A 25,311-nucleotide genomic window follows, 5' to 3' on the forward strand; every position below is an offset into this window, starting at 1 on the left:
ACCAACCCGGCGGCTTCAGCCCTGGGGCTCGAACCTCAGGTTTTCGTTTCGGATCCAGCCACGTTCGCTGTGCCGGTCCTCGCACCAGCAGGCCCCGTGCGCGGGGTCTTCCCAGATAAGGCGCACGCTGTCGCCCGGCTCGACGGTCAGCTCGGCGCTGCAGTACTCACGACTGGCCTTGGGCGTGCCCGAGTTCATGTCCACCAGGTCCAGCGGTATCCAGCCGGCGCTGAGCTGGCCGTCTTCGGCCCAGACATAACCTTCGCGGTCGGGGTGGGCGTGCCGCACGTGCACCACGTCGCCGGGCCTGAGGGTCAGCGGGATGGCATCGGGACTTTCCTGCGCGCCGGTGACCTGCGCATTGATGGCCTTGAGCGTCGACATCCTGGTCGTTTCCCCTGCTTCGCCCCGCGACCCGGAGCCCTGTGCCTTCGAGCATACGGTGGGGCCACGGCCACGAAACGCCCCGTTGGTCAGCCCCAGGACACCATCTGCCCGAAAATACAGCAAACTGTGAACCAGTTCACAGTTTACGCGCTCTTTTCGCCTCGAAATGTGACCCCGGACCCACTCCCAGAGGGACCGGCATGACGCCCATCTACGTCGCCGAGAACGAGCTAGACGCCCAGCTGGTCCAGGACCTGCTGGTCAGCGCCGGTATCGCCGCGCACATTTTCGGCCCCAACGTGGCCGATCCCGAAGGGGGCATTGCCGCCACCCGCCAGGTCCGCGTGGTCGTCGAGGACGACGAAGCCGGCGAAGCGCGCCAGCTGGTCCACGAATGGCAGACCATGCCGGACGAAAACGACGACGACGGATTCAGCGTCGCCCTCGACGACGACCCGCACGAGATCGAAGCCAACGTGCCGGTGTTCAACCTCTTCGACACGGCCGGCAAGCAGGCCTGATTCGCCCTCCCTGCAGACAACAATATTTGCCCCGGTACAGTGATGCTGGACAGTTCCGGTGCATGGGTTCAGTTTGCTGACTGATTGCGGAATTGTCGTGCCTGCTTGTCTGGTTGGCATGCTGCGGGTCGCATAGAGTCCGAACCTTGCCCCGCAAGGAATGCCCGATGACCCGACTGCTCCCCGTGCTCTTCGCCGTGCTGTTCTCGCTGCCTGCCGTGGCCGCGGACAGGCCCTTCGAACGCCCCGTGGTCGTGCGCGTGGACGTGGATGCCAGCGGCAGCGTCGTGGCGGCTCAGGCGCTGGGCGAACTGCCGCAGGCGCTGGCGTCGGTGGCCGAGAGCGCCACCCGCGGCGTCGAGTTCGAGCCGGCCCGGGTCAACGGCCGCGCGGCGCCCAGCCGTACCCATCTGGTCGTGCAGATGCGCTTCGAGCCCGAAGGCGACGACAGCGTTTCCGCCAAGGCGCTCAAGGTGGAGCCGGCCAAGGCCGTGCTCGATCCCCCGGTCTATCCCACGCGTGCGGCACAGCGCGGCTATGGCGCCCACCTGGTGATGCGAATCGAGCTCAATGCCGACGGCAGCGTGGACATGGACCGTTCGGGCCTGGCGGCGATTTCACTGTGGAAGGGCGGTCGCAAGCTCGAGGATTCGCAGGTCTACCGCGACGAGTACGTGGCCGAAGTCATGAAGGTGATGCAGCACTGGAAGCCGCTGATCGAAGAAGTCGGGGGCGCGCCGGTCGCCACCTCCTGGCACGTACCGGTCACCTTCTGCCCGCCGGGCCGCCAGAACGTCTGCGCCAGGATCAAGGCCGACTCGCCCGCCGCCACCGGCCGCACCGCCAACGACGAGGGCATCCGCCTGGCGAGCCTGAAGCCTGCCAGACACGAGGTTTCCGGCTCCTGACCGCGAGAAATTCGCGGGTCGATCCTGCCGCTTCCGTCGTTTAGCCTCCAGGAAGAACGGGGGCATTGATGAAGAGCTTCGGGCTGCTACTGGGTTTGGCATTCGTGGACCTTGCGGTCGCCGGCGTCCTTATCGGCCGCGGCGAGCGTGGCGTGGCACTGATATTCATTGTCATGGCGGTGCTCACTGCCGCCTTTGCGCTATTCGCGAAGCCGGAATTGCGCCGCGATCCCCGCGGTCGCCTGCAGCCGGTCGACCCGCCGTTCGCGCGGGTGCTGGGTGTTGCCGGTGCGGTGGCAATCTTGGGTGCCGCCGCGTATGTCGCTGTATCTACCGGGCGTCCGCTTGCGGAACAGGTACCCAGGACGGCCAAACCCGTGCCGCTTGTCGCCCCGGCGCGGCCTCCGGCGCAACCGGCAACGCCTCGCCCGGCTCCCGCTGGCCACTGGATGCACAAGTGTGTTGATGCTTCCGGCCACCCCAGTTTCCAGTCCGCGCCGTGTCCTGCGGGTAGCCGCCAGGAATGGCGGCGACCGGTGACTCCTGAGCGGGAGCCAGCGCGGTCTGTACGAACGCGGCAACCGTCCGCTTCAACCAGCCCTTCCGGTTCGGCTGACCTGCGTTCGCGAGGGTCGCGCCAGCGGGTGCGAAAGGAGGACTCGGCCGCCTGCCAGGCCGCGCGCGCCGCCGACGCGCGCTATCGCCGGCAGCCCCTGAGGCAGGTGACTCACGACGGCCTGCGGCGCCATGGCGACGCCATCCGGAATGCCTGCGGCTGACAGCCCCCGGCCTTGCATGAACGCATTGGCTGCCGGCACAGGAAGCGTATCGCGCTCGCGCCGCGCTCCCGGATGCATGGCATGGGCAAACCGGCCTGATTGACCTAGAGTCGGAGCCATGAAAACCGCCTATGACGCCCAGAACCTGATCGACGCGCAGCTGGTCTGCGACTTGCTGCACAGCGCCGGCATCCCGGCGCGGGTCTCGGGCGCCGGGCTGCTCGGTGCCGCCGGCGAACTGCCGGCCATTGGCGTGGTGCAGGTGCTCGTGGCTGATGACGACCTCGAGCGTGCCCGCGGCATCGTCACCGACTGGGACGCCGGCGAGATTCCCGACGAGGAAGAACTCACGCGTCTTGCCGACCAGGCCCCGGATGATGACGTCGACCTGCTCGCGTAGGACCCCCTCGATGACGAGCCGGCTCCTGCTGTTCGCGGGTTTGCTTTGCCTGCTCGCGGTCGCCCGGGTCGCCGCGAATGAAGGCGAACAGGGCCGCCACTTCTGGATCGCCGGCTGGGTGACGCTGTCCGGGCAGGGGCAGGTCACCGGGTTTGAATTCGATCCGGAATACAAGCTGCCCGACGCCCTGAAGGAGCCAGCGGACGCGCTGGTGCGTGCCACGCAGTTCGAACCCGCCAGCGTGCAGGGCCAGGGCCGGCCCTCGCGAAGCTGGATGCGGGCAGGCCTGCGCCTGCAGGCCCGGGACGACAGCTACGCCGTGGCCCTGGAATCGCCCCATCTGGGCCCGCGCCCGCATTCTCACTTCTATCCGCGTGGCATCCGGCCGCCCACGCGACCGGCACGAATGGTGCTTGCCTACACGGTCAACACCGAAGGGCGCACGCAGGACATCAGGGTCCTGCCCCTGGATGGGCGTTTGCCGGCCGGACTGCCCAAGGCGCTCGAGGACCGGGTGCGAAGCCTGCGTTTCGATCCGGTCGAGGTGGACGGTGCCGCCATCGCCACCCAGGTGCACCAGCCCATGGCCTTTTCAAAGGTGGGCATGGACATTGAAGGCTTCGACCTGCCGCCATTGGCCCGCGATCCGGGCCAACCCGGCGCCGCGGGGCAATCGGCCTATTCGCCGGAACTGGTTTTCAGCGCCAAACAGATTTTCCACGGAAGCTTCCGGCCGTGATCGCCCGACGATGACGCAGATCCTTCGCCCGTTGCCCCCCGAGGCCCAGGCCGAACTGGCGGAGGCGCGGCGCCTGCTCGAATCGCCGGGCCTGGCCATGCAGCTGGCGAACGTGATCGGCGCACCGATCGAGGGCCTGATGGCGCGGCTACCGGGACCGGCCGCGCGCCTGGTCGACCGTGCCGCGCGCAAATCGGTGGAAACGGCCTTCGACGCCGCCAGGCGCACCCTGCGCACGCCCGCGCCAGGACACACCGCCAGTCCGCGCCTGCACAAGTTCGCGGTGGCCGGCACCGGCGCCATCGGTGGTTTCTTCGGGCTGCCTGGCCTGCTGGTGGAACTGCCCATCACCACGGCTGCGATGCTGCGCTCGATCACCGACATCGCCCGCAGCGAAGGCGAATCCGCGGACAACCCGGACACCCGCATGGCCTGCCTGGAAGTGCTGGCCCTGGGCGGTCGCCGCAGCGACGACGACGGCGCCGAGTCGGGCTATTTCGCCACGCGCGCGGCGCTGGCGCAGCAGGTCACGGCCGCCACGCGCTACGTGGCCGGCGGCATGGGCACCGGCAGCGCGCCGGCGCTGGTGCAGCTGGTGAACGGCATCGCCAGCCGCTTTTCGATCCCGGTCACGCAAAAGGCGCTGGCCCAGGCCGCGCCGCTGATCGGCGCCGCCACCGGCGCCACGCTCAACCTGATCTTCATTGGCCACTTCCAGTCGGTGGCGCGCGGGCATTTCGTCGTGCGGCGGCTGGAACGAGAACACGGCGTTCACGAGGTGCGTGCGGCCTACGCGCGCCTGGCCTCCAAACAAGACGGGCCCGGATGACCGGGCCCGCGTGGGCTTCCATGCCTGTGCTGATATCAGCGCTTAGTGCCGGGCCTCCATGGCCCATTTCCGTTCGCGCATGGTGTCGTGGTGCTGCTGCACCTTGGGCAGGTAGCTCAGCAGCGACTCCTTGACCGCCTTGGGTGCGTCGTCGCGCTTGATGACGTCATGGAAGGCCGCCATCAGGCGGTCCTCGCTCTTCTCGAGTTCCTTGACGTAGGCATAGTCGCCGTGGTCCTTGGCCATCTCGGCGCGCAGCGTCGAATAGAACTGGTGCAGGCTGCCACGCAGGCTGCCGTCGGTGGCGGGCTGGCCCGCTTCGGCGCGGACTTCGCGCGCCATGCTGCCCACCAGTCCCTGCTTGGACTCGGCCATGTCGTCGAAAAGCGAGCGCAGCTGTGGATTCTTCACGGCCTTGGCGGCGTCGGCATAGAACTCGGCGCTGTCGCGGGTGGCCTGGATAAGTTCGTTGAGTGTCTCCACCTTTTCCTGGCGGAGATCGGCATTGTTGGTCGTCATTGGATTTCTCCTTTGATGCGGCCGGTGATCACGCTGCAGGGTGATCTCTTGTTTCGGCGAATATTCATTCCTGCAGCAACTGCCACCCTACGACCACGCGCCTGAATCTCGCGTTAGAGGCGCGCATTCGGTTAACTTGGCGATTCATCCCCCCGGAAATTGGAGACACGAATGAATCATCGCCACTGCCTTGCCGCGCTTGCCCTCTCCACGCTGCTGGCGCTGCCGGGCCTGTCCCTGGCCGCGGACAAGGCCAAGGTTGCCGAGTACCTCGACGTCATGCAGGTGGAAAAAAACTACGCGCAGATGGAAGTCGTGATGTCGCAGATGATGGACCAGGGCTTCGAACAGGGCGTGCAGCAGCACAACCTGGAGGGCGAGTCGCTTGAACGCGCCCGCGCCGCGCACGAAGTCACCAAGAAGGGAATGCTCGAGGCCATGGCCTGGGAGTCGATCGCGCCCGAGATCAGCGCCTTGTTCGAGGAACAGCTGACCAATGCCGAGATCGATGCCGCGGTGGCCTATTACCGCTCCCCCGAGGGCGCTTCGCTGCTGGCCAAGCAGCCGGCGCTGATGCAGGCGACGATGCAGATCGGCCAGCGCCGCGCGCAGGAAATCATGCCGCGCATGCAGGCCGAGCTGCAGGCCATCTTCAAGAAGGAAGCCGCGGCCCAGCCCGAAGGCTGATCGCGGACGCGCGCCTCAGAGCGGATCCTTCTCCGCCTTGGGGCGCGCGCGACGGTCGCCCAGCAACGAGCTGACCACCAGCGCCGCGCCCAGGATCACCGCCACCAGGAACATCACCAGCGCCAGCGCCGGGTAGCCCAGCAAGGTGTGCGGCGTGCGGATGTCCATGATCAGCGCGGCGCCTACCACCATCGCCGCGGCTATGACGCCGGCGGTGATGCGGTTGGCGATCTTCTGCATGCTTTCGATCAGGTGTGATTCCTCGAGACCGGCCACGTGCACGCGGAAGCGGTTGTCGGCCAGGGTGCGCAGCAGCACCGACAGTCGCTGGGGCGCCTCGCGCACCAGTTCCTGGACTTCGAGCACCTCGGTGGCCAGGCGCCCCAGGTCAAGCGTGCCCAGCGTGCGCTCGCGCAGCATGTCGTGCATGTGGCGGCGCAGGACTTCGCGCAGGGACGCGTCCGGGTCCAGGGCCAGGATCACCGACTCGAGGTTGAGCAGGGTCTTGCCGAGCAGCGTCAGCTCGGCCGGGGGCTTGAGGCCGCAGTGGGCGCCCAGTTCAACCAGCGTCAGCAGGAAGCCACCCTCGGATTCGGTCCAGGTGCTTGCGCTCGAGAAGCGCGCGACCAGGCGCGCCGTTTCGCGCGAGAACCGCGCTTCGTCGAAATCCTCCAGCCGCGTGCCCATGTGGATGAAGGTTTCGGCGGCCTGCTCGCCGCGGCCATCGATGGTCGCGACGATCAGCTTGAGCAGCTGGTCGCGCAGCCGCGGCGGCACGTAGCCAACCATGCCCAGGTCCAGCAGCACCAGGCGATGGTCCGGCGTCAGCTTGACGTTGCCCGGGTGCGGGTCGGCATGGATCAGGCCGTGCACGAACACCTGGTCCAGGTAGGCCTTGCCCAGGTCGTTCGCCAGCGGCACCAGGTCGATCTCGGTGCGCAGCACGTCGGGGATGGCGGTGACCTGGATGCCTTCCACGTAGTCCATCACCAGGACGCGGCGGCGCGTGTAGTCCCAGACCGGGCGCGGCACGCTGATGCGGTCGTAGTCGGCCAGGCGGGCGTGGAAGGTGTCGAGGTTGTCGGCTTCCTGGCGGTAGTCGAGTTCGGCACGCACAGTGGCCCGGAACTCGTCGAGCCAGTCGATGAAGCCGTAGCGCTCGCCGGCGCGGCTGACCAGGCCCAGCGAGCGGATCAGCCGCTCCACCGCCGCCAGGTCCGTGTCCACCAGGGCGGCCAGGTCGGGGCGCTGTACCTTGACGGCGACGTCGCGGCCGCTGGGCAGCCTGGCGCGATGCACCTGCGCGAACGAAGCGGTCCCCACCGGCTCGGGGTCGAATTCGGCGAAGAGCTTGTTCATGGGCTGGCCAAGCTGCTCTTCGATCGAACGGGTGATGTCCGCCAGCGGCGTGGGCGCCGCGTGGTCCTGCAGCCGCGACAGCGCCAGCAGGTAGTCCGGCGGCACCAGGTCGGGCCGCGTGGACAGCATCTGGCCGATCTTGACGAAGGTCGGTCCCAGCGCCTCGAGGTCGTGGGTGAAGGCCTCGGCGCTTTCGCTGGCATCTTCGGGTTCGATGCCGGCCGGCTGGTCGTGGCGCGGCCGGAAAACCGGGGAAGCACGGTGCTTGAGCAGGAAGGCGCTGATCGCGGCCAGGCGGTTTGCCTCGGACATCGGGGGGCTCCGGTGAGGCCGACGGGGCGGCGGATGCGACGATGCTGGCCGGTTCAGGCTGAATGATTCAAAGCATCCCGAAGCCTTCGTTCAGGTTCGCGGGGGCCAGCGGCGTCCGCCAGCCACTCGCGGGCCCCGGCCGGGCGGCGTAGATTGGGGCCTTCACGCCCCTGGAGCCCCGCCCATGCCCGCTTTGCGCCGTACCGGCCTCACCCTCGCCGTCGCCCTTTCCCTGTCGCTGGGCCTGGCGGCCTGCCAGCGTTCGCCGGAACCGGCCACGGAGGCCGGCGCCAGCGCCGCGGCCCAGGAAAACGCCACGGTGCGCCCCTCCCGGCAATACGCCATCGAAGAGTTCGTCGAATCCATCGGCGTCGGCGGCGCCTCCTTCAGCGCCGACGAGTCGCGCATCCTGTTCTCGTCGAACAAGTCCGGCGTCTGGAATGCCTACACGATGCCGGTGGGTGGCGGCGAATGGACGGCGGTCACGACATCGGACACCGACAACGTCTACGCCGAAGCGTTCTTCCCCAAGGACGACCGCGTGCTGGTCAGCCGCGACCAGGGTGGCAACGAGCTCGACCACCTTTACGTGATCGAAGCCGACGGCAGCGAACGCGACCTGACCCCGGGCGAAAACCTCAAGGCCGGCCTGATGGGCTTCAGCCACGACGGCGCGTCCTTCTTCGTCATCAGCAACGAGCGCGATCCGCGATTCTTCGACGTCTACCGCTACGACGCCGACGACTACGAGCGCGAACTCATCTACAAGAACGACCTCGGCTACGAGCCCGGCGAGATCTCGCCCGATGGCCGCTGGCTGGCGCTGGGCCAGACCCACACCACCAACGACAGCGACCTGCACGTGGTCGAACTGGCCACCGGCAAGCTGACCAAGGTGTCCGAACACGAAGGCCAGGCGCAGTTCGCGGCCGAAGCCTTCAGCCCGGACGGGCAGTGGCTGTACTACACGGCCAACGACCAGGGCGAGTTCGCCGCGCTGCGCCGAGTGAACCTGCAGTCCTGGGAACACGAACCGGTGCGTTCGGCCGACTGGGACATCGTCGATGCAGCACTTTCGCACGACGGCACCTACCTGGCCGTGGCCACCAACATCGACGGCAGCACCGGCGTGCAGCTGTTCAACACTGCCAGCGGCGAAGAAATCGCGCTGCCGGATTTCCCCGCCGGCGAAGTGCGCAACCTGCGCGTCTCGCGCTCCGAGGACAAGCTGGCCTTCTACCTCAACGGCGACCGCCAGCCCAACGACCTTTACGTGCTCGACCTGGCCGGCGGCGGCGAGCCGACCCAGCTCACGACTTCGCTGAACCCGGCGATCGATCCGGCCGACCTGGTGGATTCGAGCGTGGTGCGCTTCGACAGTTTCGACGGCATGACCATCCCCAACATCCTGTGGAAACCGCACCAGGCCAGCGCCGACCAGCCGGCGCCGGCGCTGGTGTGGGTGCACGGCGGCCCGGGCGGCCAGACCACGCGCGCGCATTCGGCGCTCATCCAGTACCTGGCCAACCACGGCTACGTGGTGCTGGGCATCAACAACCGCGGCAGCTCCGGCTACGGCAAGACCTTCTTCGCCGCCGACGACGGCAAGCACGGGCGCGAGCCGCTGTGGGACACGGTCGAGGCCAAGAAGTACCTGCAGACCCTGGACTACGTGGACGACGAGAAGATCGGCATCATCGGCGGCAGCTACGGCGGCTACATGGTGCTTTCGGCGCTGGCCTTCCAGCCGGGCGAGTTCAAGGTGGGCGTGAACATCTTCGGTGTCTCGAACTGGCTGCGCACGCTTGAATCGATCCCGCCGTACTGGGAGTCCTTCCGCGAGGCGCTGTACCAGGAAATCGGCAACCCGGAAACGCAGCGTGATTTCCTGATCGAAACCTCGCCGCTGTTCCACGCCGACAAGATCGACGTGCCGTTGATGGTGCTGCAGGGCGCCAACGACCCGCGCGTGATCAAGCCCGAGTCGGACGACATTGTCGCCGCGGTCGAAAAGAACGGCGTGCCGGTGGAGTACGTCGTGTTCGACGACGAGGGCCACGGCTTTTCCAAGAAGAAGAACCAGATCGAAGGCTACGGCCGGATCCTTGCCTTCCTCGACACCCACCTGCGGGGCGGCACGCCGGCCGAACCGGCGGCGGCGGAATAAGCCATGCGCCGGTTCGCCCTTGCCCTGTGTTGCCTGGCCGCGGCCGCGCCCGCCGCGGCCGAGTCCCTGTTCAAGTGCACCGACGCGCAGGGGGCGGTCAGCATCCTGTCCGAACCCTGTCCGGCCGGCAGCACCCAGGTATGGAAGCGCGATGCGACGCCCGAGCCCGGGCCCAGCGTCGAAGAGCTCGCCGCGCGCGCCGCCCTGGCCGAAGCCGAGGCGCGGCGGGCGGCCGAAGAAGCGCGGCTGGCCGAGGCCGCGCGACTGGCCGAGGAACAGCGCTTGCAGGCCGAGGCCCAGGCCCGCGCCGAAGAGGCCGCCGGCAGTCCGCGTCGCAAGAGCGAATGCACCCAGGCGCATGAGTTCTCGGAGTCGGTGCTGGAGAAACAGTGGCTGCGCCTGACCGAGGCCCAGCGGGCCGAGCTTCGCGCCTGGGTGGTTGCCCAGTGCGCGAACGTCTACGACTCCTGAATTCCCGGCGCCGCAGGTGCGTTGATTTCGGGCCCGTCGGCGGGTGCTTTCGCGGATGCGCCGGCACGCCCTTGTGCGCTGCACTGGCACCTCCGCCCGGAGCCTGCCATGCGAATCCCGTCCGTGATCCTTTTCCCGGCCCTGCTGCTGTCGGCCGCCGGTCCCACCGCCGAGCTGCGCAAGTGCGTGGCCGCCTCCGGCGCCGTCAGCTACCAGACGCTGCCCTGCGCCGATGGCAGCCACCAGGCCTGGGTGCAGCCGGTCAAGGCCGAGTCCGCGCCGCGCCCGCGCACGGCGTCGGCGCCGCCCGCGGCGGGGCCTGACCGTGGCCAGGCGCGGCGCCGGCCGTCGCCGGCCGCCGGCAAGGCCCGCGCGCACGGGGCCGGCACGGCACAGGCGCGCCGGCTTCGCTGCGAGAAGGCGCGCCGGCAAGCCGACGACCTGCGTGACCGGCTCTGGAACAAGCTCGATTTCCAGCAACGATCCGAGCTCGACGCCAGGGTTGCCCGCGCCTGTGCCCGCTCCCCGGGAACTGCGCGACAATGACGAATGTCCAGCCCTTCCAACCTCCGCGGCATCGTCGCCATGCTGCTTGCCGTCGGCTTCTTTTCGCTGATGGACGGCGGCCTCAAGCAGCTGGCCGGCCACTACCCGCCGATGCAGGTCGCGGCCCTGCGCGGGTTGTCCGGCCTGCCGCTGGTCGTGGCCTGGGTGATCGCCACGGGCACGCTGGTCGGGCTGCTGAAGATCCGCTGGCCCCTGCACCTGCTGCGCGCCGGCCTGTCGATCATGATGCTCACGGCATTCGCCTTCGCGCTGCGGCAGATGCCGATGACCACCGCCTACACCATCTTCTTCGTGGCGCCGCTGCTGATCACCGCGCTGTCGGTGCCGATGCTGGGCGAACACGTCGGGCCGCGGCGCTGGGCCGCGATCGCCGTCGGACTGGTCGGCGTGCTGGTGGTGCTGCGCCCCACCGGCGAAGGCCTGTTCGGCTGGGCCGGGCTGGCCGTTGTGGCGGCGGCGGCGGGTTATTCGCTGTCGGCCATCATGGTGCGGGTACTGCACCGGACCGACAGCAGCCAATCCATGGTGTTCTGGATGCTGGCGATGACCGCGGTCGGCGCCTCGCTGCTGGCCCTGCCGGGATGGGTGCCGCTGCGGATGGCCGATGCCTGGGTGATCGCCGGCGTCGGCGTCACCGGTTTCCTGGGCCAGGTGGCGATCACCGAAGCCTTCCGGTCCGGCGAAGCTTCGGTGGTGGCGCCGTTCGAATACAGCGCGCTGGCCTGGGGCCTGGGCCTGGACCTGGTGATCTGGGGCGTGCTGCCCGACCGCTGGACCTTCTTCGGCGCCGGCATCATCGTCGCCAGCGGCCTTTACATGGTGCATCGCGAGCGCGTGCTGGGGCGCCGCCGCGCCACCTGAACCCGCCGCCGGGACCCAAGGGTTTATGCTTCCCGCACCCCCGTTCCAAGGATCCCCCCACATGTCGCCACGCCTGTTGCTTGCCGTCCTGGCCTCCACTTGCCTGCTTTCCGCCTGCGGCGGCGACGATCCCGCCCCGGAGACCGAAGTGGCAACGGCTGCCGGCGTCGAGTCGGCGCCGGCCCCGGCGGGGCGGGACTGGGGTCCGTGCCGGGTCGATGGCCTGAGGCTGCCGATCAGCGCGCGCCTGTTCGTGGTGGACGGCGCCGCGCCGGTGGCCGACGCCGAGCCGGGGCGTGAAGTGATCCGCCGCGTGGATATCGCCGTGCCCGGCCCGGTGGCCTTGCTGCTGACGGCCCCGGAAGCCACCGCCTGGCATATCCGCCCCGGTCCGGAAACGCAGGTGCGAGCCATCGTGGCCCTGGGCGACCAGCCCCAGCGCATCACCGGGCAGGGCCTGGGCAACCACCGCCGGGAAGCGTCTTCGATGCTCGGCGCCGAATGCGCCAGCTACGTGATGCAGGGTGGTGCCGGCCCAGCCCTGGCCGAGAGCACCGACCAGATCTTCGGCAAGCGACACGATGCCATCTACGCGATGCGCATCTCCAGCGTCATCATCGGCGGCAGCGACCCGACGCTGGACCAGCCGATCACCGAATGAGGCCTGCGCGAATGGGTTTTGGCCTGGTGGGTTTCGACGGCGACGACACGCTCTGGCACAGCGAGGGCTATTTCCGCGCCGCGCACGCCGATTTCGAGGCCATCGTCGGCAAATACGTGGACCTGGCCGACGCCGGCCTGCACGAACGCCTGCTCGACACCGAGCGCCGGAACATCAAGCTGTTCGGCTACGGCGCGAAGGGCATGACGCTTTCGATGGTCGAAACCGCCATCGCGCTGACCGGCGAGCGCATCGCCGCGGCCGACATCCACCGCATCGTTGAACTGGGCAAGGCGGTGATGGCGCATCCCGTCGACCTGCTGCCCGGCATCCGCGCCGCGGTCGAGGCCGTCGCGCGGGACCGGCCGGTGGTGCTGATCACCAAGGGCGACCTGTTCCACCAGGAAGCCAAGGTGCGCGCCTGTGGCCTGGCCGACCTGTTCCAGCGCATCGAGATCGTTTCCGAAAAGGACGCCGCCACCTACGGGCGCGTGCTGGGTGAATTCTCGCTGGCTTCGCACGATTTCGCGATGGTCGGCAATTCGCTGCGTTCGGACATCGAACCGGTGCTGCGCCTGGGCGGGTGGGGCGTGCACATGCCCTACCACGTGACCTGGGCGCACGAGCTCGAGCACGGCCTGGAACCCGGCCACGCCAGCCACATGGAAACGGTGGAAACCGCCGCGCAGGTGCCCGCGGCGATCGGCCTGCTCGAGTCGCGCTGGCGTCAGTCGAAGGTGTAACCCAGCCCCACGATCACCGACATGCGGCCATCCTGGTCCACCACGGGGCTGTCGGTGACTTCCGACGGCAGCCAGGTGTGGCCGGCGCGCGCGAAAAACTCCCAGCGTTCGCCCAGCGGGCGCGTGGCCAGCAGCGAAATCTCCGGGAACAGCGCCGAGCCGGGCGAATACGCCGTCCGGCCGACGAGGGCTTCGCCGGTGCGAACGCCGTAGTAGTAGTCAACCATGTCGCGACTCTGCCAGGCCAGCGACGCACCCGGCAGCAGCCGCCAGCCGCCCGCACGCACCAGCCCTGTCCAGGACAGCGCGGCCTCCTGGCCACCGCTGCGGTCGAGCATGTCGGTCGCCAGTGAAGCTTCGAACTGGCCTACGCGCTTCACCCGCCAGCTGGCGGCCAGGCCCACGTCGAGGGAAAAATCGCGGTCGTCCATGCCGGCCAGGTACGGGGAGTCGGCGGCCTCGTAGCCGTCGCCGCGACCCTGGACGAAGGCACCGAACTCGAAGCCGCCGTCCCGGGCGAGTACGACGCCACCACGCAGGCCGCGCAGGTAAAAACGTTCACCCTCGAAGCGCACCAGCGGCACCACCAGCAGGTCTTCGTCAAGCTGGCGATAGGGGGCGTCGCGATCGATCGCCAGCAGTCCCAGGGTCCAGCGCGGCTCGGCCTCCGCTGCGTCCTGGGCCAGGGCAGGCGCGACGGTCAGCGCCAGGGCAAGGACGAGCGCGGCGGACAGGGGGCGGCGTGGGGACATGCAGTACTCCGGATCAACGAATCGTCACTGTGGGTGACGATCCGTCGATCCGGCGTGATTGTCCAGCGTCAGGGCAAGCTGAACACGATCGGCACCAGCGCGTAGGCAGCCACCGGCCGGCCGCCGCGCTGGGTCGGGTGGAAGCGCCAGCGCTCGAGCACCTGCTGCCGCGCCGCCCGGTCGAGCGCGCGATGCCCGCTGCTTTCTTCGATGGACACCTCGACCGGCTGCCCGGTAGCGTCCACCAGCACCCGCAGCACCACCGTGCCTTCGTGGCCGGCGATCAGCGAGGGCCGCGGATAGCGCGGTGCCGGCGCGACGTCGTAGGCAAGCACCGCGACCGACGGCTGGCCCGGATCGAAGCTGGTGGTCTCGGCGCCGCTGTCGGCGACGGGGGGCGCTTCGATCTCGCCCTGGTCGAACACGGGCGTGTCGTCGGCCACCGGCACCGGCGTGTCCTGCACGCGCTGCTGGGGCGTGCTGGGGCGCTCCACCGGCCGCTCGACCGGCTGCCGCGGCGGCGGCACGGTGACCGGGATTTCGCGCTCGGGCAGGCGTTCGAACTGCACCGGCACGGATTCGCGGCGCGGTTGTTCGGCGGGCGGCTGCCAGTTCATCGGGAACATCAGCACGCCCAGGACCACGACGTGCACGCTGATCGCCAGGCTGGTGCCGGCGATGCGCTTGCCATCAAGGCCGGACCAGGGCGGGGTGGAGTGGGACGACGGCAGGCTACGGACCATGGGGCACCTCCTTCGGTGGGTGGCAGGGTCTTGAACGTGCCGGCGCCGTCGATGGGGTTGGCGATCGCCGTCCGTCGTATGGCTTGAAGGTGCGCCTGCGCCGTAGCGGCGCGCAAGCGTTAGGATGCGATCCATGGCTTCGATCACGTCCTTCGGTAAGTTGTCGTTCATTTTCGCGCTGCTGCTGGCCCTGGCCGCCTGCGGCGCGGATCCCGGCGAACCGGCGCTGCCCGACGACGAGCCCGCGCCGCTTTCGGGGCTGGCGCCACCGGACCGGGAAGCCTTCGTGCGCACCTGGCAGGGCGTGCTGCCCTGCAGCGACTGCAGCGGCATCCAGACCCGCCTCACCTTGCGTCGCGACGACCAGGGTGGCCAGGACTTCGAGCTGGAAGAAACCTTCCTTGGCGCCGACGACGGCAATGTATTCACCCTGGCCGGCACCTGGCGCCAGGTGCGGCAGCGCGGCGACGCCGGCCCGGCCATCGTGTTCCGGATCGACCCGGAAGGCGCCGACCACTGGTTCGAACTGCAGCCCGATGGCAGCCTTGAACTGCTCGATGCCCAGGGCGCGCCACGCGCCGATGCCGTCGGCCACCGGCTGCAGCGCATCTGACCGTTTCTTCCGCGTTCACCCGGGCCGGTCACAATCGGCGCCGGGACAAGAATCTCGAGGAGTCCGCCATGAAGAACAAACTGCTGATCACCCTGTTCCTGTTCGGCCTGGTCGCCGCGGCCGGCGCGCAGGCCGTCACCATCGGCTTCAGCCCGCGCACCGGGGATGTCTGGGTGGACACCCGGCTGGGCGACATCAACACCTACGGGCGCGGTAATCCCAACGGCTTCATCGACGACGTCGTCGGCGGCTTCGGCGCGCCCCGCCCGCTGGTGCGCGAGCTGTACTACGACCGCGGCTGGGCGCCGGGTGACATCTACTTCGCCTGCGCGCTGGCCAGCCAGCTGGGCCGGCCGTGCCTGGAAGTCGTCGACTATTACGACCGCAACCGTGGCCAGGGCTGGGGCGTGGTGGCGCAGCGACTGGGCATCAAGCCCGGCTCGTCCGCCTTCCATGCGCTCAAGGGCCGGGTCGGCAAGGGCCACGAGCGCCTGCACGGTCGCGGTGGCCCGAAGGCGTCCGGCGGCCCCAAGGGCGGTCGTGACGCCGGTCCGCCGCAGGCCCGCGACCAGGGTGGCGGCAAGCCCGACAAGGGCAACAAGGGCAAGGGCAACGAGGGCAAGGGCAACGGCAAGGGCCGCTGACCGGCGCGATTTCAGCGCGCGGTGTAACCGCCGTCGATCGCCAGTTCGGCGCCCGTGACGAACTTCGATTCGTCCGAGGCCAGGTAGACCACGCCCCAGGCGATGTCGTCCACGTCGCCCATGTGGCCCAGCGGATGCAGGGCGCCCACCTCCTTGCGGGCAGCCTCGAGGTCGGTGGCGCCGCTGGCCTTGAGGTGGCCTTCCACCATCGGGGTCCAGATGTAGCCCGGATGCACCGAATTGACCCGGATGCGGTCGGCCGCGTAACACAGGGCGTCGGTCTTGCTCATCAGCCGCACCGCGCCCTTGGACGCGTGGTAGGCGGGCACGTCCGGGGCGCCGACCAGGCCGTAGATGGATGAAAGATTGACGATGCTGCCGCCGCCGGCGGCCTTGAGGTGCGGGATGGCGTGTTTGCAGCAAAACAGCACGCCCTTGACGTTCACCGCCTGCACCTTGTCCCACTCGGCTTCGGAGATTTCGTGGGTGAGCTTGGTCGAGCCGGAGATGCCGGCGTTGTTGACCAGCACGTGCACGCCGCCGAATTCCGCGGCCGCTTCGTCCACGGCCTTTTTCACCGCCGCCTCGTCGCTGACATCAACATGCCAGTAGCGGGCGCGACCACCACGTTCGCGGATGCTCGCGGCGACGGCCTCGCCTTCGGCGTCGTGCAGGTCGAACACGGCCACCGCGCCGCCTTCTTCGGCCAGGCGTTCGGCGCAGGCGCGGCCAATGCCCAGCGCGGCGCCGGTGACGATGCAGGTTTTGCCTTTCACGCGGTCCATGGTCTTGCTCCGTGGCTTGGAGGGTCCAGTGTGCCCCGATTCGGCGGCAGGATTTTGACGCAAGTCAGTCCGCGCGCATCGGCAGGCCCAGGTCGTGCACGCCCGGCCTGATGCCAAGGCCGTACTGCAGGCTTTCGCCGATGCGCTGGGCATGAGACTGCAGCGCCTGGGCGGGGCCGGGTTCGAAGAGTTCGGCGGTGGTTTCGCGCCACAGCTGCAGCCAGCGGGTGAAATGGGCCGCGGTGATGCCCGGCTGGGCGCGGTGGGCGGCCATCGGGTTGCCGCGGAAGCTGCGGGTTCCCAGCGCCACCGACGACCAGAACGAGGTCAGCAGGTGCTTGTGCGCCGGCCAGTCGTGCACGGCGGCGTTGAAGACCGGACCCAGGGCGGGGTCGGCGCGGACCTTGTCGTAGAAGCGGTCAACCAGGCCGGCCAGCGAGCTTTCATCCAGGGTTTGCGCACGATGCATGCCGCCATGGTACCGGCCGCGCAGCGGCGGGCCCTGTCCCGCGGCTGACCCAGGTCAGGGAAACCGCGGTTCGCGGGCGCCAGGATGGGCCCCATGCCAGGAGGGCCGCCATGACCACCATCGAATGGAACGACTTCGACTCCCACGCGCTCAGCGGCGTGGGCGAGGCGCTGGACGCCGCCGGCGTGGACACGGCGGCGCCTGGATACGCCGCCGAAACGGCGCCGGCACCCGGCCTTGTGGAGGTGGATGCCCGGCTGATCGCCCAGGGCCTGGGCCTGGAGCCGGAACAGGTGCCGGCCATGGTCGCCGACCGCCGCATCGCCACCCTGTGCGAACGCGGCACCGGCGACGATGCGGGCCTTTTCCGGTTCACCTTCTACTTTGGCAAGCAGCGCTTCCGCCTGGTCACCGACGCCGGCGGCCAGCCCGTGGTGGATGCGGCCGGCGGCGGCTGACACGGCGGCGGGCCGGGCTTCGGGCCCGAGGGATCAGCCGGGCGAAAGCTGGTCGAGCAGGCGGGCGGCCTTGGCGGCCTGCTGCACCGTCCGGCGCAAGGCGCTGAAGCTGCGCAGCAGCGCGTCCATGGCTTCGATGCCGAGGCGGCCGTCCGCGCCTGCGGCGAGCAGGTTCGCCTTGAGCGCTTCGTAGTGGGATTCGAAACGTGCTGCCTGGTGTTGGGCCAGGGGCGCGAACGGGGCGTGCGCGGGATCGAGCTGCACGAGCAGTTCGTCGGCCTCGGCCACCAGCGCCAGCAGCTGCTGCTTCAGGGCCGGATCGGCCAGGGCGGTGACCGCTTGCCGGCCCCCGGCGATCCCCTCCGCCTGTTCGCGGCAGTTGTCGTAGTAGTGCTGCACCCGCAGCAGGGTGGCCAGCGCCCCGGCGCTGCTGCCGGACATCGAGGAGCGGCCCAACCCGGCGACGAAGTCCTGGATCGCGCGGCCCAGGCGTTCGTAGCCGCCGTCCACGTCGGCCGGGGGCTGGCCGGCAAGGCGGGCGATGCCGGCATGGGCCGCCGACAGGGCCTTGCGGCCGAGCCGGAAAATCTCGCGGCGCAGCGCATCCACTGCCAGCGACGGCACCGAGGCGACGTTTTGGTCGAGGTAGCGCGGTTCACCCCGGGATTCGTCGTGGCTGCGGAAGCGCCGCTTGAGCTGCGCGGCCATGCGGTCGGCCAGGGGCCACATCAGCATCACGCCAAGGACGTTGAAGACGGTGTGGAACAGGGCGAGGCTGATGGCCGGCGACCCTTCCAGGTCGAACAGTCCGCCCAGCAGGTCAACGCCCTTGAGCAACCACGGCAGCAGGCCGAGCGCCGCGACTGCGGTCAGCAGGTTGAAAAGCACGTGGGCGCTGGCGGCGCGTTTGGCGTTGGGCGTGGCGCCGATGGCAGCCAGGATCGCCGTGACGCTGGTGCCGATGTTGGCGCCGATCACCATCGCGGCCGCTTCGTTGAGCGTGACCACCCCGGAGTGGGCCAGGGTCAGGGTGACCGCCAGCGAGGCGCTGGAGGATTGCATCAGCACCGTCAGCAGCATGCCGGCGAGCAGGTAGGCCGGCACCGACAGCAGGCCGCCGCCCAGGCCGGACAGATCGAGCGCATCGCCATCAAGCGCGAACGCCTGCTGCAGGAAGCCAATGCCCAGGAACAACACGCCGAAGCCGGTGAGCGCCGTGCCAACGGCCGCACGACGCGTTCCCGCGCCCGTCAGCCGCAAGGCCATGCCAAGCCCGATCAAGGGCAGTGCCGCCGCTTCGACCTTGATCTGGAAACCCACCAGCGCGACCAGCCAGCCGGTCATCGTGGTGCCGACGTTGGCGCCGAACAGCACCCACAGTGACTGCGAGAAGGTCAGCAGTCCGGCATTGACGAAGCCGATCGCGGCCACCGTGACGGCGCTGGACGACTGCACGGCGGCGGTCACCATCATTCCCGACGCCAGGCCCCGGAACCGGGTCTGCGTGGAAGAGGTGAGCACCCGTCCCAGCGCGGGGCCGGCCACCTGCTTGAGGCCGTCGGTCATCAGCAGCATGCCGAGCAGGAAGAGCCCGATGCCACCGAACAACACGCCGATACCGATGCCTTCGATCATCACGGCTCCCTGGCCGCTGCCGGCCCTGCCGCGATCATAGCGCCGGGCGTGTATCCTTCGCGGCGCCACGAAACCCGAGCCGCCATGTCGCGCCAGCCTTACGATCCCGCCACGCACGGCCTGTCCGTCGCTCCGATGATGGACTGGACCGACCGGCATTGCCGCGTCTTCCACCGGCTGCTGGCGCCGCATGCGCGCCTGTACACCGAAATGGTGCACGCCCAGGCGGTGATCCACGGCGACCGCGAGCGCCTGCTGGGCTTTGACCCGGTCGAACACCCGGTTGCGCTGCAGCTCGGTGGCTCCGATCCCGGCCACCTGGCGCAAGCCACCCGCATCGGCGCCGACTGGGGCTACGACGAGGTCAACCTCAACGTCGGCTGCCCGTCCGACCGCGTGCAGGCCGGGCGCTTCGGTGCCTGCCTGATGAAGGAGCCGGCCCTGGTCGCCGACGCCGTGGCCGCGATGATCGCCGCCGCGCCCGCGCATGTGCCGGTGACGGTGAAGTGCCGGCTGGGCGTGGACGAGATGGAGGACTACGAGGTCTTCCGCGCCTTCGTCGATGGCGTCGCCGCGGCTGGCTGCACGCATTTCGTGGTGCACGCGCGCAAGGCCTGGCTGCAGGGCCTGAGCCCGAAGGAAAACCGCGAGATCCCGCCACTGCGCTACGACTGGGTCTACCGCCTCAAGCGCGAGCGCGCCGATCTGCGCATCGAGATCAACGGTGGCCTGGCAACGCTCGAGCAGGTGCAGGCGGTGATGCCCGAGGTGGACGGGGTGATGATCGGCCGCGCCGCTTACCACGAGCCCTATCGCCTGCACCTGATGGATCGCGCCCTGTTCGCGTCGACGCTGCCGCCACGGACGCGCGCGCAATTGCTCGAATCCATGCGCCCCTACGTCGAGGACTGCCTGTCGCGCGGCATCGCGCTCAAACACCAGTCTCGGCACTGGCTGGGCCTGTTCCACGGCCAGCCGGGCGGCAGGCTGTTCCGGCAGGTGCTCAGCGAAGGCGCGCCGCGCGCCGGCGCCGGCTGGTCGCTGGTCGAGCGCGCGCTCGAGGCCACCCGCACCGGCTAGCATGGGCGTCCCACGCAGCCACACGGAGGATCCCGACATGGCATTCAAACTCAGCTCGGCCAGTTTCCAGGACGGCGACACCCTGCCGGACCTGCACGTCAAGGCCATGGGCGACACCTCGCCGCAGCTGCGCTGGACCGGCGCACCGGAAGGCACGAAAAGTTTCGCGATCACCTGCTTCGACCCGGACGCGCCCACGGGGTCGGGGTTCTGGCACTGGACGGTCGCCAACCTGCCGGCCGACACCCGGGAACTGCCCGCCGGCGCGGGTGCGCCCGAAGGCCATGACCTGCCCGCCGGCGCCGTGCAGGGCCGCACCGATTTCGGTCGCCCCGGCTATGGCGGCGCCGCGCCGCCGCCCGGCCATGGCAAACACCGCTACATCTTCACCGTGTTCGCGGTGGACACCGAACGACTGGACGTGGGGCCGCAAGACTCCGGCGCCGTGTTCGGCTTCAACCTGCATTTCCACACCCTGGCCAAGGCTTCGATCACCGCGACCTACGAAAACCGGGGCCAGGGATGATCACGCGCGACCCGCGGGCCTTCCTGGATTTCGCCCGCGGCCTCGCGCCCGACTTCGGGCCGGCCTGCGCGCGCGCCGCCTTCCTGGTGGCGCCCGACGGGTTCGCCCTGGCCGAACAGTCGGCCAGCGACAATGCGTACATGGACCTGTCGGTGGCGGTGGACCCGGCGCGGGCCTCGGCCCAGCACCGGGCGCTGCAGGCGGCGCTGGCCCGGGACCTGCCGGTGCTGTGTTTCCCCGGTGACCCGGCCGCGCCCGATGGCCTGTTCCCGAACAACGCCTTCGCCACCGCTCCGGGCCGGCTGCTGGTCGGGCGCATGCGCCATCCGGTGCGCCAGCGCGAGGCCGAACGGCCCGATATCCGCGGTTTCTTCACCGACCTGCTTGGCTACGAACAGGCCGACCTGCGCCAGCAGCCCGGGGTGTGCGAGCTGACCGGCTCGGTGGTGATCGACCGCGCCCGCGGCCTGGCCTACGCCGGCCTGGGCGAGCGCTGCGACGAAGCCGGCGCCCGCGCGCTGCACGCGGCGCTGGGCCTGCGCGGCACCTTGCTGTTCGACCTGGCCGCGGGCGAATACCACGCCAACGTGGTGATGAGCGTGCTGGCGGGGCGCGCCCTGGTCATCGCGCCCTCGGGCTTCGCCGAACCGGCGGTGGTCCAGGTCCTGGCGGCGCTGTACGCCCCCCACGTCCTGCTGCTGTCGCCGGACCAGAAGGCGGCTTTCGCCGGCAATTGCATCGCCTTGCGCGATGACCGGGTGCGGATGAGCCTGGCCGGGGCCGCCGCGCTGACGGCAGACCAGAAGGCCGTGCTGGCCGCGGCGGGCTTCGAGCTGGCCCCGGTGCCGCTGGACGAGATCGAGAAGGCCGGCGGCTCGCTGCGCTGCTGCGTCGCCGAAATTTACTGACAGGGCCGGATTGTTCAGGTACAAGTTATTGACGTAATTAGGGTTCATACCGGATTCACCGCCCGGCGACCAGACTCTGCCCCGTCGTCCGGCTAGCCGGTCACCCCACTCGGAGCTATCCTCCCGCCGATGCTGAACGCCCTTCGCCCCCTGCTGCTGATCGCCATCGTCGCGCTGGCGCTGCCCGCCTGGGCCGAAGAAGCCCGTGCGCAGCGCACCGAGGTGGGCGAACGCATCCGCGAAGTGGAACGTGACGGCGGCCGGGTGCTGCGCGCCGAGCGCATCCAGCGCGGCGGCCAGGACGTCTACCGGATCAAGGTACTGACCCCCGAAGGCCGCGTGCGGGTGCTGCACGACCGCCGGCCGACCGAAGACCGTACGCCCCCGCGCACCGACCGCCGCAGCCTGATGCTGCGCGACCGTGCCGCCCAGCCCGCTCCGCGCGCGCGAACCCCCGAAGTTGAAGTCCGCGAGCCCGATACCCAGGCTTCGCGCCGTCGCGACGAATAAACCCTGTCCTGACCCCCCCCGGGTCGTTCCCCTGTTGAAGGAGACGCCATGCGCGTTCTGCTGGTCGAGGATGAAGCCCCGCTGCGCGAGACCCTTGCCGCGCGACTCAAGCGCGAAGGTTTCGCCGTGGATACCGCCGGTGACGGCGAAGAAGGTCTCTACCACGGCAAGGAAGTGCCTTTCGACATCGCCGTGATCGACCTGGGCCTGCCCAAGATGTCGGGCATGGACCTGGTCAAGGCGCTGCGCGAGGCGGGCCAGAAGTTCCCGATCCTCATCCTGACCGCACGTTCGAGCTGGCAGGACAAGGTCGAGGGCCTCAAGTCCGGTGCCGACGACTACCTGGTCAAGCCCTTCCACGTCGAAGAGCTGCTGGCCCGCATGAACGCCCTGCTGCGCCGCGCGGCCGGCTGGTCCAAGCCCACGCTCGACTGCGGTCCCGTGCGCCTGGACCTCTCGGCCCAGACCGTCAGCGTCAACGGCTCCGGCGTCGACCTGACCAGCTACGAATACAAGGTGCTCGAATACCTGATGTTGCACGCCGGGGAACTGGTCTCCAAGGCCGACCTCACCGAGCACATCTACCAGCAGGACTTCGACCGCGATTCGAACGTGCTCGAAGTCTTCATCGGCCGACTGCGCAAGAAGCTCGACCCGGAAGGCGAGATCAAGCCGATCGAGACCGTTCGCGGCCGCGGCTATCGTTTCGCCATCCCGCGCGACGAGTAAACCGGCGTGCGCATCTGGCGCACGCTGTCGCTGCAGGCCCGGCAGATGCTGGCGGCCAGCCTTGCGCTGGTCGCCTTCCTTGGCCTGACGGGCCTGGCGCTCGACCGTGCCTTCGCGGCCACCGCCCAGTACGGCCTGCGCGAACGCCTGGCCAACCTCGCCAACGCCTATATCCAGGAAGGCGAGGTGGACCGCATCGGCGGCTTCATTTCCCCTGAAATCCCGCCCGACATGCGCCTGCTGTCGCCCGGCAGCGGCCTGTACGCCAATATTCGCGGCGAAGGCGTCACCTGGGACTCCGCGTCCACGCTGGGTCGATCGATGCCGCCGGTGGAGCTGCTTGAAATGAACGAGCGGCGCTTCGAAGGGCCGCTGACGATCGTCGATTCCGATGGCATGGAGAATTCGGTCTTCGCCTATTCGTTCGGCATCATCTGGGAATCCGCGTCGGGCGACATCCCGCTGACCCTGAGCGTGTTCGAAGACGCCCAGCAGATCGAAGACCAGGTTCGGATCTACCGGCGCGCGCTGTGGAGCAACCTGCTGCTGGCCGCGTTCGTGCTGATGATGGTGCAGCTGCTGGTGCTGCGCTGGAGCCTGCTGCCGCTGCGCAACGTCGAGCGTGAACTGGGTCGCGTGCGCCAGGGTGAATCGCAGCGGCTTTCGGAAATCCATCCACGCGAACTCGAATCGATCACCCGGTCGATCAATTCACTTATCGAAAGCGAACGCATGCACCTGGACCGCAGCCGCAACACGCTTTCGGACCTGGCGCACAGCCTCAAGACGCCGCTGGCGGTGCTGCGCTCACGGCTCGATGCCGACGCCAGCCACGAGCAGCTGCGCGAAGAAGTCGCCGCCCAGGTGCAGCGCATGAACGAGATCGTGTCCTACCAGCTCACCCGCGCCGCACGCACCGGCCATGCGCTGTATTCGGCGCCGATCGAGATCGAGCCGCGCGCCGAGGAGATCGTCGCGGGCCTGGAAAAGGTGTACGCCGGCCGCGGCGTGCTGTGCGAATTCGAGATCGACCCCGCCGCCCGTTTCCACGGCGAACTGGGCGACCTGCAGGAACTGCTGGGCAACCTGCTGGAGAATGCGTTCAAGTGGGCCGACAAGCGCGTGCTGCTGATCGTGTCGGTCGAAGCGGCGCCGCCGGATCGCCGCGCCGGCGTCAACTTCACGGTGGACGACGACGGCCCGGGCATCCCGACCGAAAAAGTCGAGCGACTGCTTCAGCGCGGCGTGCGCGGCGACGAACGCGTGCATGGCCATGGCATCGGCCTGGCGATCGTGCAGGACATCGTCACCGCCTACCACGGCGAACTGCGGGTCACGCGGTCCGCGGAGCTCGGCGGCGCCCGCTTCTCGGTGCGCATCCCGCCGGCGTTCTAGGAACCCTCGAAAGGGTCAGCCCGGGATCGGCGACTGGCCGTAAAAACGCTGCAGGTGCGCGGCCACCGCGGGCATTTCCCGCGCAAGAAGCGCCGGTGAACTGAAGTGGTATTCGCTGGCCACGGCGAAGAACTCTTCCGGCGCTTCCGCCGCATACGGGTCGATCGGCGTCTCCTCGCCGTCGTCCACGCGCCGGCAGAACGCTTCGTACGCGGCCTGGAAATCGCGCGCCCATTCGCGCTGCCAGGCCGCCGGCAGCGGCGGCGTGCCGTCCATGGCGCCGTCGAGGATGTCTATCTTGTGCGCCATCTCGTGCACCACCAGCTGGTAGCCATCCTCGGGCTCGGCCAGTTCGGCCTGGATGTCGTCCCAGCTCAGCACCAGCGGACCCTGGTCCCAGGCTTCGCCGGACAGTTCGTCCACCCATTCCGCGACCACGCCGGTGGCTTCGTCGTGGTGCCGGCGCTGCACGCGGAACGCCCCCGGGTACACCAGCACCTGGCGCCAGCCGTGCAGGCCTTCGGCGCCGAACTCCAGCAGGGGCAGGCAGGCGAGTCCGGCCAGCTGCAGGCGCTGCCCGTCATCCAGCGCCAGGCCCTGCAGCGGCGTGATGGTTTTTTCGTCAAGGAAGCGCGCCACCAGGCCATGCAGTCGTTCGAGGCGGAGAGGAGGCAGCCGGACCAGGAAGGGCAGGGCGCGGGTCAGCTCGTCACGCTGTGCGTCCGAAAGTTTCGGCGGCGCGGTGGCGGCACGGAGGCGGCGGAACAGGGATTTCATGCCCGCAGACTGCGGGCGCGGCGGGCGCCGGGCAAGGGGTCCGGGGTCAGCGGATCATGCCGGGCAGCAGCGAGTTCCAGCGTGGTGCCGGGCGGCCGGAGGCGCCGCTGCTACGCGGACGCACCGGCGAGGTGGCGCCGGGCGTGGCCGCCGGTTCGGCGACCGTCGCTTCGGCCGGCTTTTCGGCGGGACCGGCGGCCTTGGCGCAGGTGCCCGGTTCCGCAGCGGCAGGCGCGGGTTCGGAGGCCTGGACCAGGGCGGTGGCGAAGACGAGGCTGAGGCTGAGCACGAACCGGAGCATGGGCGACACCTGCAGGACGGGACACCCCCATGGATGCGCGGGGGTGCCGGATGGTTGCCGCCGATTCTACTCCCCG

General features: G+C 69.3%; 31 protein-coding genes. 21 read left to right on the top strand and 10 right to left on the bottom strand.

The annotated features are described in order from the left end of the window. Positions 1-15: 15 nt before the first annotated feature. The gene (locus IEX13_RS00190) at positions 16-384 is read right to left on the bottom strand and encodes an SH3 domain-containing protein (protein ID WP_188659736.1); all 369 of its coding nucleotides are present in this window, start codon (positions 382-384) and stop codon (positions 16-18) included. A 203-nt stretch (positions 385-587) separates the two neighbouring features. Here IEX13_RS00190 and IEX13_RS00195 point away from each other — a divergent pair, with 203 nt between their 5' ends. The 5 genes from IEX13_RS00195 (at position 588) to IEX13_RS00215 (ending at position 4,563) form a co-directional block, all read left to right on the top strand. Then, entirely contained in the window at positions 588-908 is a 321-nt protein-coding gene (locus IEX13_RS00195; protein ID WP_188659740.1) for a putative signal transducing protein, read from the top strand. A gap of 167 nt (positions 909-1,075) precedes the next feature. Continuing rightward, entirely contained in the window at positions 1,076-1,816 is a 741-nt protein-coding gene (locus tag IEX13_RS00200) for an energy transducer TonB (RefSeq protein ID WP_188659743.1), read from the top strand. Positions 1,817-2,713: 897 nt separating this feature from the next. Continuing rightward, positions 2,714-2,995, top strand: a complete 282-nt coding sequence (locus tag IEX13_RS00205; RefSeq protein WP_188659746.1) for a putative signal transducing protein — start codon at positions 2,714-2,716, stop codon at positions 2,993-2,995. A gap of 10 nt (positions 2,996-3,005) precedes the next feature. Next, positions 3,006-3,734, top strand: coding sequence for an energy transducer TonB (locus IEX13_RS00210; RefSeq protein WP_188659749.1), 729 nt, complete (start codon positions 3,006-3,008; stop codon positions 3,732-3,734). Positions 3,735-3,744: 10 nt separating this feature from the next. Beyond that, positions 3,745-4,563: an EcsC family protein gene (locus IEX13_RS00215; RefSeq protein ID WP_188659752.1), complete on the top strand. Its 819-nt coding sequence runs from the start codon at positions 3,745-3,747 to the stop codon at positions 4,561-4,563. 42 nt (positions 4,564-4,605) lie between these two features. On the opposite strand, the gene IEX13_RS00220 is transcribed toward IEX13_RS00215, so the two are convergent. Then, positions 4,606-5,082 (bottom strand): PA2169 family four-helix-bundle protein, encoded by a 477-nt coding sequence (locus tag IEX13_RS00220; protein WP_188659754.1) that lies wholly within the window; start codon positions 5,080-5,082, stop codon positions 4,606-4,608. Between the two features lie 171 nt (positions 5,083-5,253). On the opposite strand from IEX13_RS00220, the gene IEX13_RS00225 reads away from it, so the two are divergent. Then, the gene (locus tag IEX13_RS00225; protein WP_188659757.1) at positions 5,254-5,769 is read left to right on the top strand and encodes a DUF2059 domain-containing protein; all 516 of its coding nucleotides are present in this window, start codon (positions 5,254-5,256) and stop codon (positions 5,767-5,769) included. Positions 5,770-5,784: 15 nt separating this feature from the next. Here IEX13_RS00225 and IEX13_RS00230 read toward each other — a convergent pair whose 3' ends face one another. Beyond that, a complete protein-coding gene (locus IEX13_RS00230) occupies positions 5,785-7,440 on the bottom strand; it encodes an ABC1 kinase family protein (RefSeq protein WP_188659760.1) in 1,656 nt (551 codons plus the stop codon). 184 nt (positions 7,441-7,624) lie between these two features. Between IEX13_RS00230 and IEX13_RS00235 the strand changes: the two genes are divergently transcribed. From IEX13_RS00235 to IEX13_RS00260, 6 genes are all read left to right on the top strand, one after another. Beyond that, positions 7,625-9,607, top strand: coding sequence for a S9 family peptidase (locus IEX13_RS00235; protein WP_188659763.1), 1,983 nt, complete (start codon positions 7,625-7,627; stop codon positions 9,605-9,607). Between the two features lie 3 nt (positions 9,608-9,610). Next, positions 9,611-10,078, top strand: coding sequence for a DUF4124 domain-containing protein (locus IEX13_RS00240; RefSeq protein ID WP_188659766.1), 468 nt, complete (start codon positions 9,611-9,613; stop codon positions 10,076-10,078). 108 nt (positions 10,079-10,186) lie between these two features. Further along, on the top strand, positions 10,187-10,624 hold the full coding sequence (locus IEX13_RS00245; protein WP_188659769.1) for a hypothetical protein: 438 nt from the start codon (positions 10,187-10,189) through the stop codon (positions 10,622-10,624). A gap of 3 nt (positions 10,625-10,627) precedes the next feature. Further along, positions 10,628-11,506, top strand: coding sequence for a DMT family transporter (locus IEX13_RS00250; RefSeq protein WP_188659772.1), 879 nt, complete (start codon positions 10,628-10,630; stop codon positions 11,504-11,506). A 61-nt stretch (positions 11,507-11,567) separates the two neighbouring features. Next, positions 11,568-12,167: a hypothetical protein gene (locus IEX13_RS00255; protein WP_188659775.1), complete on the top strand. Its 600-nt coding sequence runs from the start codon at positions 11,568-11,570 to the stop codon at positions 12,165-12,167. Further along, positions 12,164-12,910, top strand: coding sequence for an HAD family hydrolase (locus IEX13_RS00260; protein ID WP_188659779.1), 747 nt, complete (start codon positions 12,164-12,166; stop codon positions 12,908-12,910). The genes IEX13_RS00255 and IEX13_RS00260 overlap by 4 nt, the downstream gene beginning before the upstream one ends. Here the strand turns inward: IEX13_RS00260 and IEX13_RS00265 are convergent. Continuing rightward, positions 12,895-13,662, bottom strand: a complete 768-nt coding sequence (locus tag IEX13_RS00265) for a MipA/OmpV family protein (protein WP_188659781.1) — start codon at positions 13,660-13,662, stop codon at positions 12,895-12,897. The two genes, IEX13_RS00260 and IEX13_RS00265, sit on opposite strands and share 16 nt — an antisense overlap. 68 nt (positions 13,663-13,730) lie before the next feature. After that, a complete protein-coding gene (locus tag IEX13_RS00270; RefSeq protein ID WP_188659784.1) occupies positions 13,731-14,405 on the bottom strand; it encodes an energy transducer TonB in 675 nt (224 codons plus the stop codon). A 133-nt stretch (positions 14,406-14,538) separates the two neighbouring features. Here IEX13_RS00270 and IEX13_RS00275 point away from each other — a divergent pair, with 133 nt between their 5' ends. Beyond that, positions 14,539-15,018 carry a copper resistance protein NlpE gene (locus IEX13_RS00275; protein ID WP_188659788.1) on the top strand — a complete coding sequence of 160 codons (480 nt, stop codon included), beginning with the start codon at positions 14,539-14,541 and terminating at the stop codon, positions 15,016-15,018. A 68-nt stretch (positions 15,019-15,086) separates the two neighbouring features. After that, positions 15,087-15,662 carry a hypothetical protein gene (locus tag IEX13_RS00280; protein ID WP_188659791.1) on the top strand — a complete coding sequence of 192 codons (576 nt, stop codon included), beginning with the start codon at positions 15,087-15,089 and terminating at the stop codon, positions 15,660-15,662. Positions 15,663-15,673: 11 nt separating this feature from the next. On the opposite strand, the gene IEX13_RS00285 is transcribed toward IEX13_RS00280, so the two are convergent. Next, the gene (locus IEX13_RS00285; RefSeq protein WP_188659794.1) at positions 15,674-16,447 is read right to left on the bottom strand and encodes an SDR family NAD(P)-dependent oxidoreductase; all 774 of its coding nucleotides are present in this window, start codon (positions 16,445-16,447) and stop codon (positions 15,674-15,676) included. Positions 16,448-16,511: 64 nt separating this feature from the next. After that, entirely contained in the window at positions 16,512-16,916 is a 405-nt protein-coding gene (locus tag IEX13_RS00290) for a group III truncated hemoglobin (protein ID WP_188659797.1), read from the bottom strand. 110 nt (positions 16,917-17,026) lie between these two features. On the opposite strand from IEX13_RS00290, the gene IEX13_RS00295 reads away from it, so the two are divergent. Beyond that, the gene (locus tag IEX13_RS00295) at positions 17,027-17,374 is read left to right on the top strand and encodes a DUF6522 family protein (RefSeq protein WP_188659799.1); all 348 of its coding nucleotides are present in this window, start codon (positions 17,027-17,029) and stop codon (positions 17,372-17,374) included. 33 nt (positions 17,375-17,407) lie between these two features. Here the strand turns inward: IEX13_RS00295 and IEX13_RS00300 are convergent, their stop codons facing one another. Next, positions 17,408-19,009 (bottom strand): Na/Pi cotransporter family protein, encoded by a 1,602-nt coding sequence (locus tag IEX13_RS00300; RefSeq protein WP_188659802.1) that lies wholly within the window; start codon positions 19,007-19,009, stop codon positions 17,408-17,410. Positions 19,010-19,093: 84 nt separating this feature from the next. Here IEX13_RS00300 and dusA point away from each other — a divergent pair, with 84 nt between their 5' ends. The 6 genes from dusA (at position 19,094) to IEX13_RS00330 (ending at position 24,157) form a co-directional block, all read left to right on the top strand. Next, complete coding sequence (gene dusA, locus IEX13_RS00305) at positions 19,094-20,089, top strand: tRNA dihydrouridine(20/20a) synthase DusA (RefSeq protein WP_188659805.1); 996 nt, start codon at positions 19,094-19,096, stop codon at positions 20,087-20,089. 37 nt (positions 20,090-20,126) lie between these two features. Further along, positions 20,127-20,615 carry a YbhB/YbcL family Raf kinase inhibitor-like protein gene (locus IEX13_RS00310; RefSeq protein WP_188659807.1) on the top strand — a complete coding sequence of 163 codons (489 nt, stop codon included), beginning with the start codon at positions 20,127-20,129 and terminating at the stop codon, positions 20,613-20,615. Continuing rightward, entirely contained in the window at positions 20,612-21,523 is a 912-nt protein-coding gene (locus tag IEX13_RS00315; protein ID WP_188659810.1) for an arginine deiminase-related protein, read from the top strand. The genes IEX13_RS00310 and IEX13_RS00315 overlap by 4 nt, the downstream gene beginning before the upstream one ends. A gap of 129 nt (positions 21,524-21,652) precedes the next feature. Next, on the top strand, positions 21,653-22,033 hold the full coding sequence (locus tag IEX13_RS00320; RefSeq protein ID WP_188659813.1) for a hypothetical protein: 381 nt from the start codon (positions 21,653-21,655) through the stop codon (positions 22,031-22,033). Positions 22,034-22,081: 48 nt separating this feature from the next. Then, positions 22,082-22,762: a response regulator transcription factor gene (locus IEX13_RS00325; protein ID WP_188659815.1), complete on the top strand. Its 681-nt coding sequence runs from the start codon at positions 22,082-22,084 to the stop codon at positions 22,760-22,762. A gap of 45 nt (positions 22,763-22,807) precedes the next feature. Continuing rightward, a complete protein-coding gene (locus IEX13_RS00330) occupies positions 22,808-24,157 on the top strand; it encodes an ATP-binding protein (RefSeq protein ID WP_188662914.1) in 1,350 nt (449 codons plus the stop codon). A gap of 15 nt (positions 24,158-24,172) precedes the next feature. Here IEX13_RS00330 and IEX13_RS00335 read toward each other — a convergent pair whose 3' ends face one another. Both IEX13_RS00335 and IEX13_RS00340 read right to left on the bottom strand, forming a co-directional pair. Beyond that, on the bottom strand, positions 24,173-24,934 hold the full coding sequence (locus tag IEX13_RS00335) for a M90 family metallopeptidase (RefSeq protein WP_188659818.1): 762 nt from the start codon (positions 24,932-24,934) through the stop codon (positions 24,173-24,175). Positions 24,935-24,980: 46 nt separating this feature from the next. Next, on the bottom strand, positions 24,981-25,235 hold the full coding sequence (locus tag IEX13_RS00340; RefSeq protein ID WP_188659820.1) for a hypothetical protein: 255 nt from the start codon (positions 25,233-25,235) through the stop codon (positions 24,981-24,983). Positions 25,236-25,311: the final 76 nt, after the last annotated feature.

Origin of the sequence: Arenimonas soli (genome assembly GCF_014643775.1) — a bacterium.
Lineage (GTDB): Bacteria > Pseudomonadota > Gammaproteobacteria > Xanthomonadales > Xanthomonadaceae > Arenimonas > Arenimonas soli.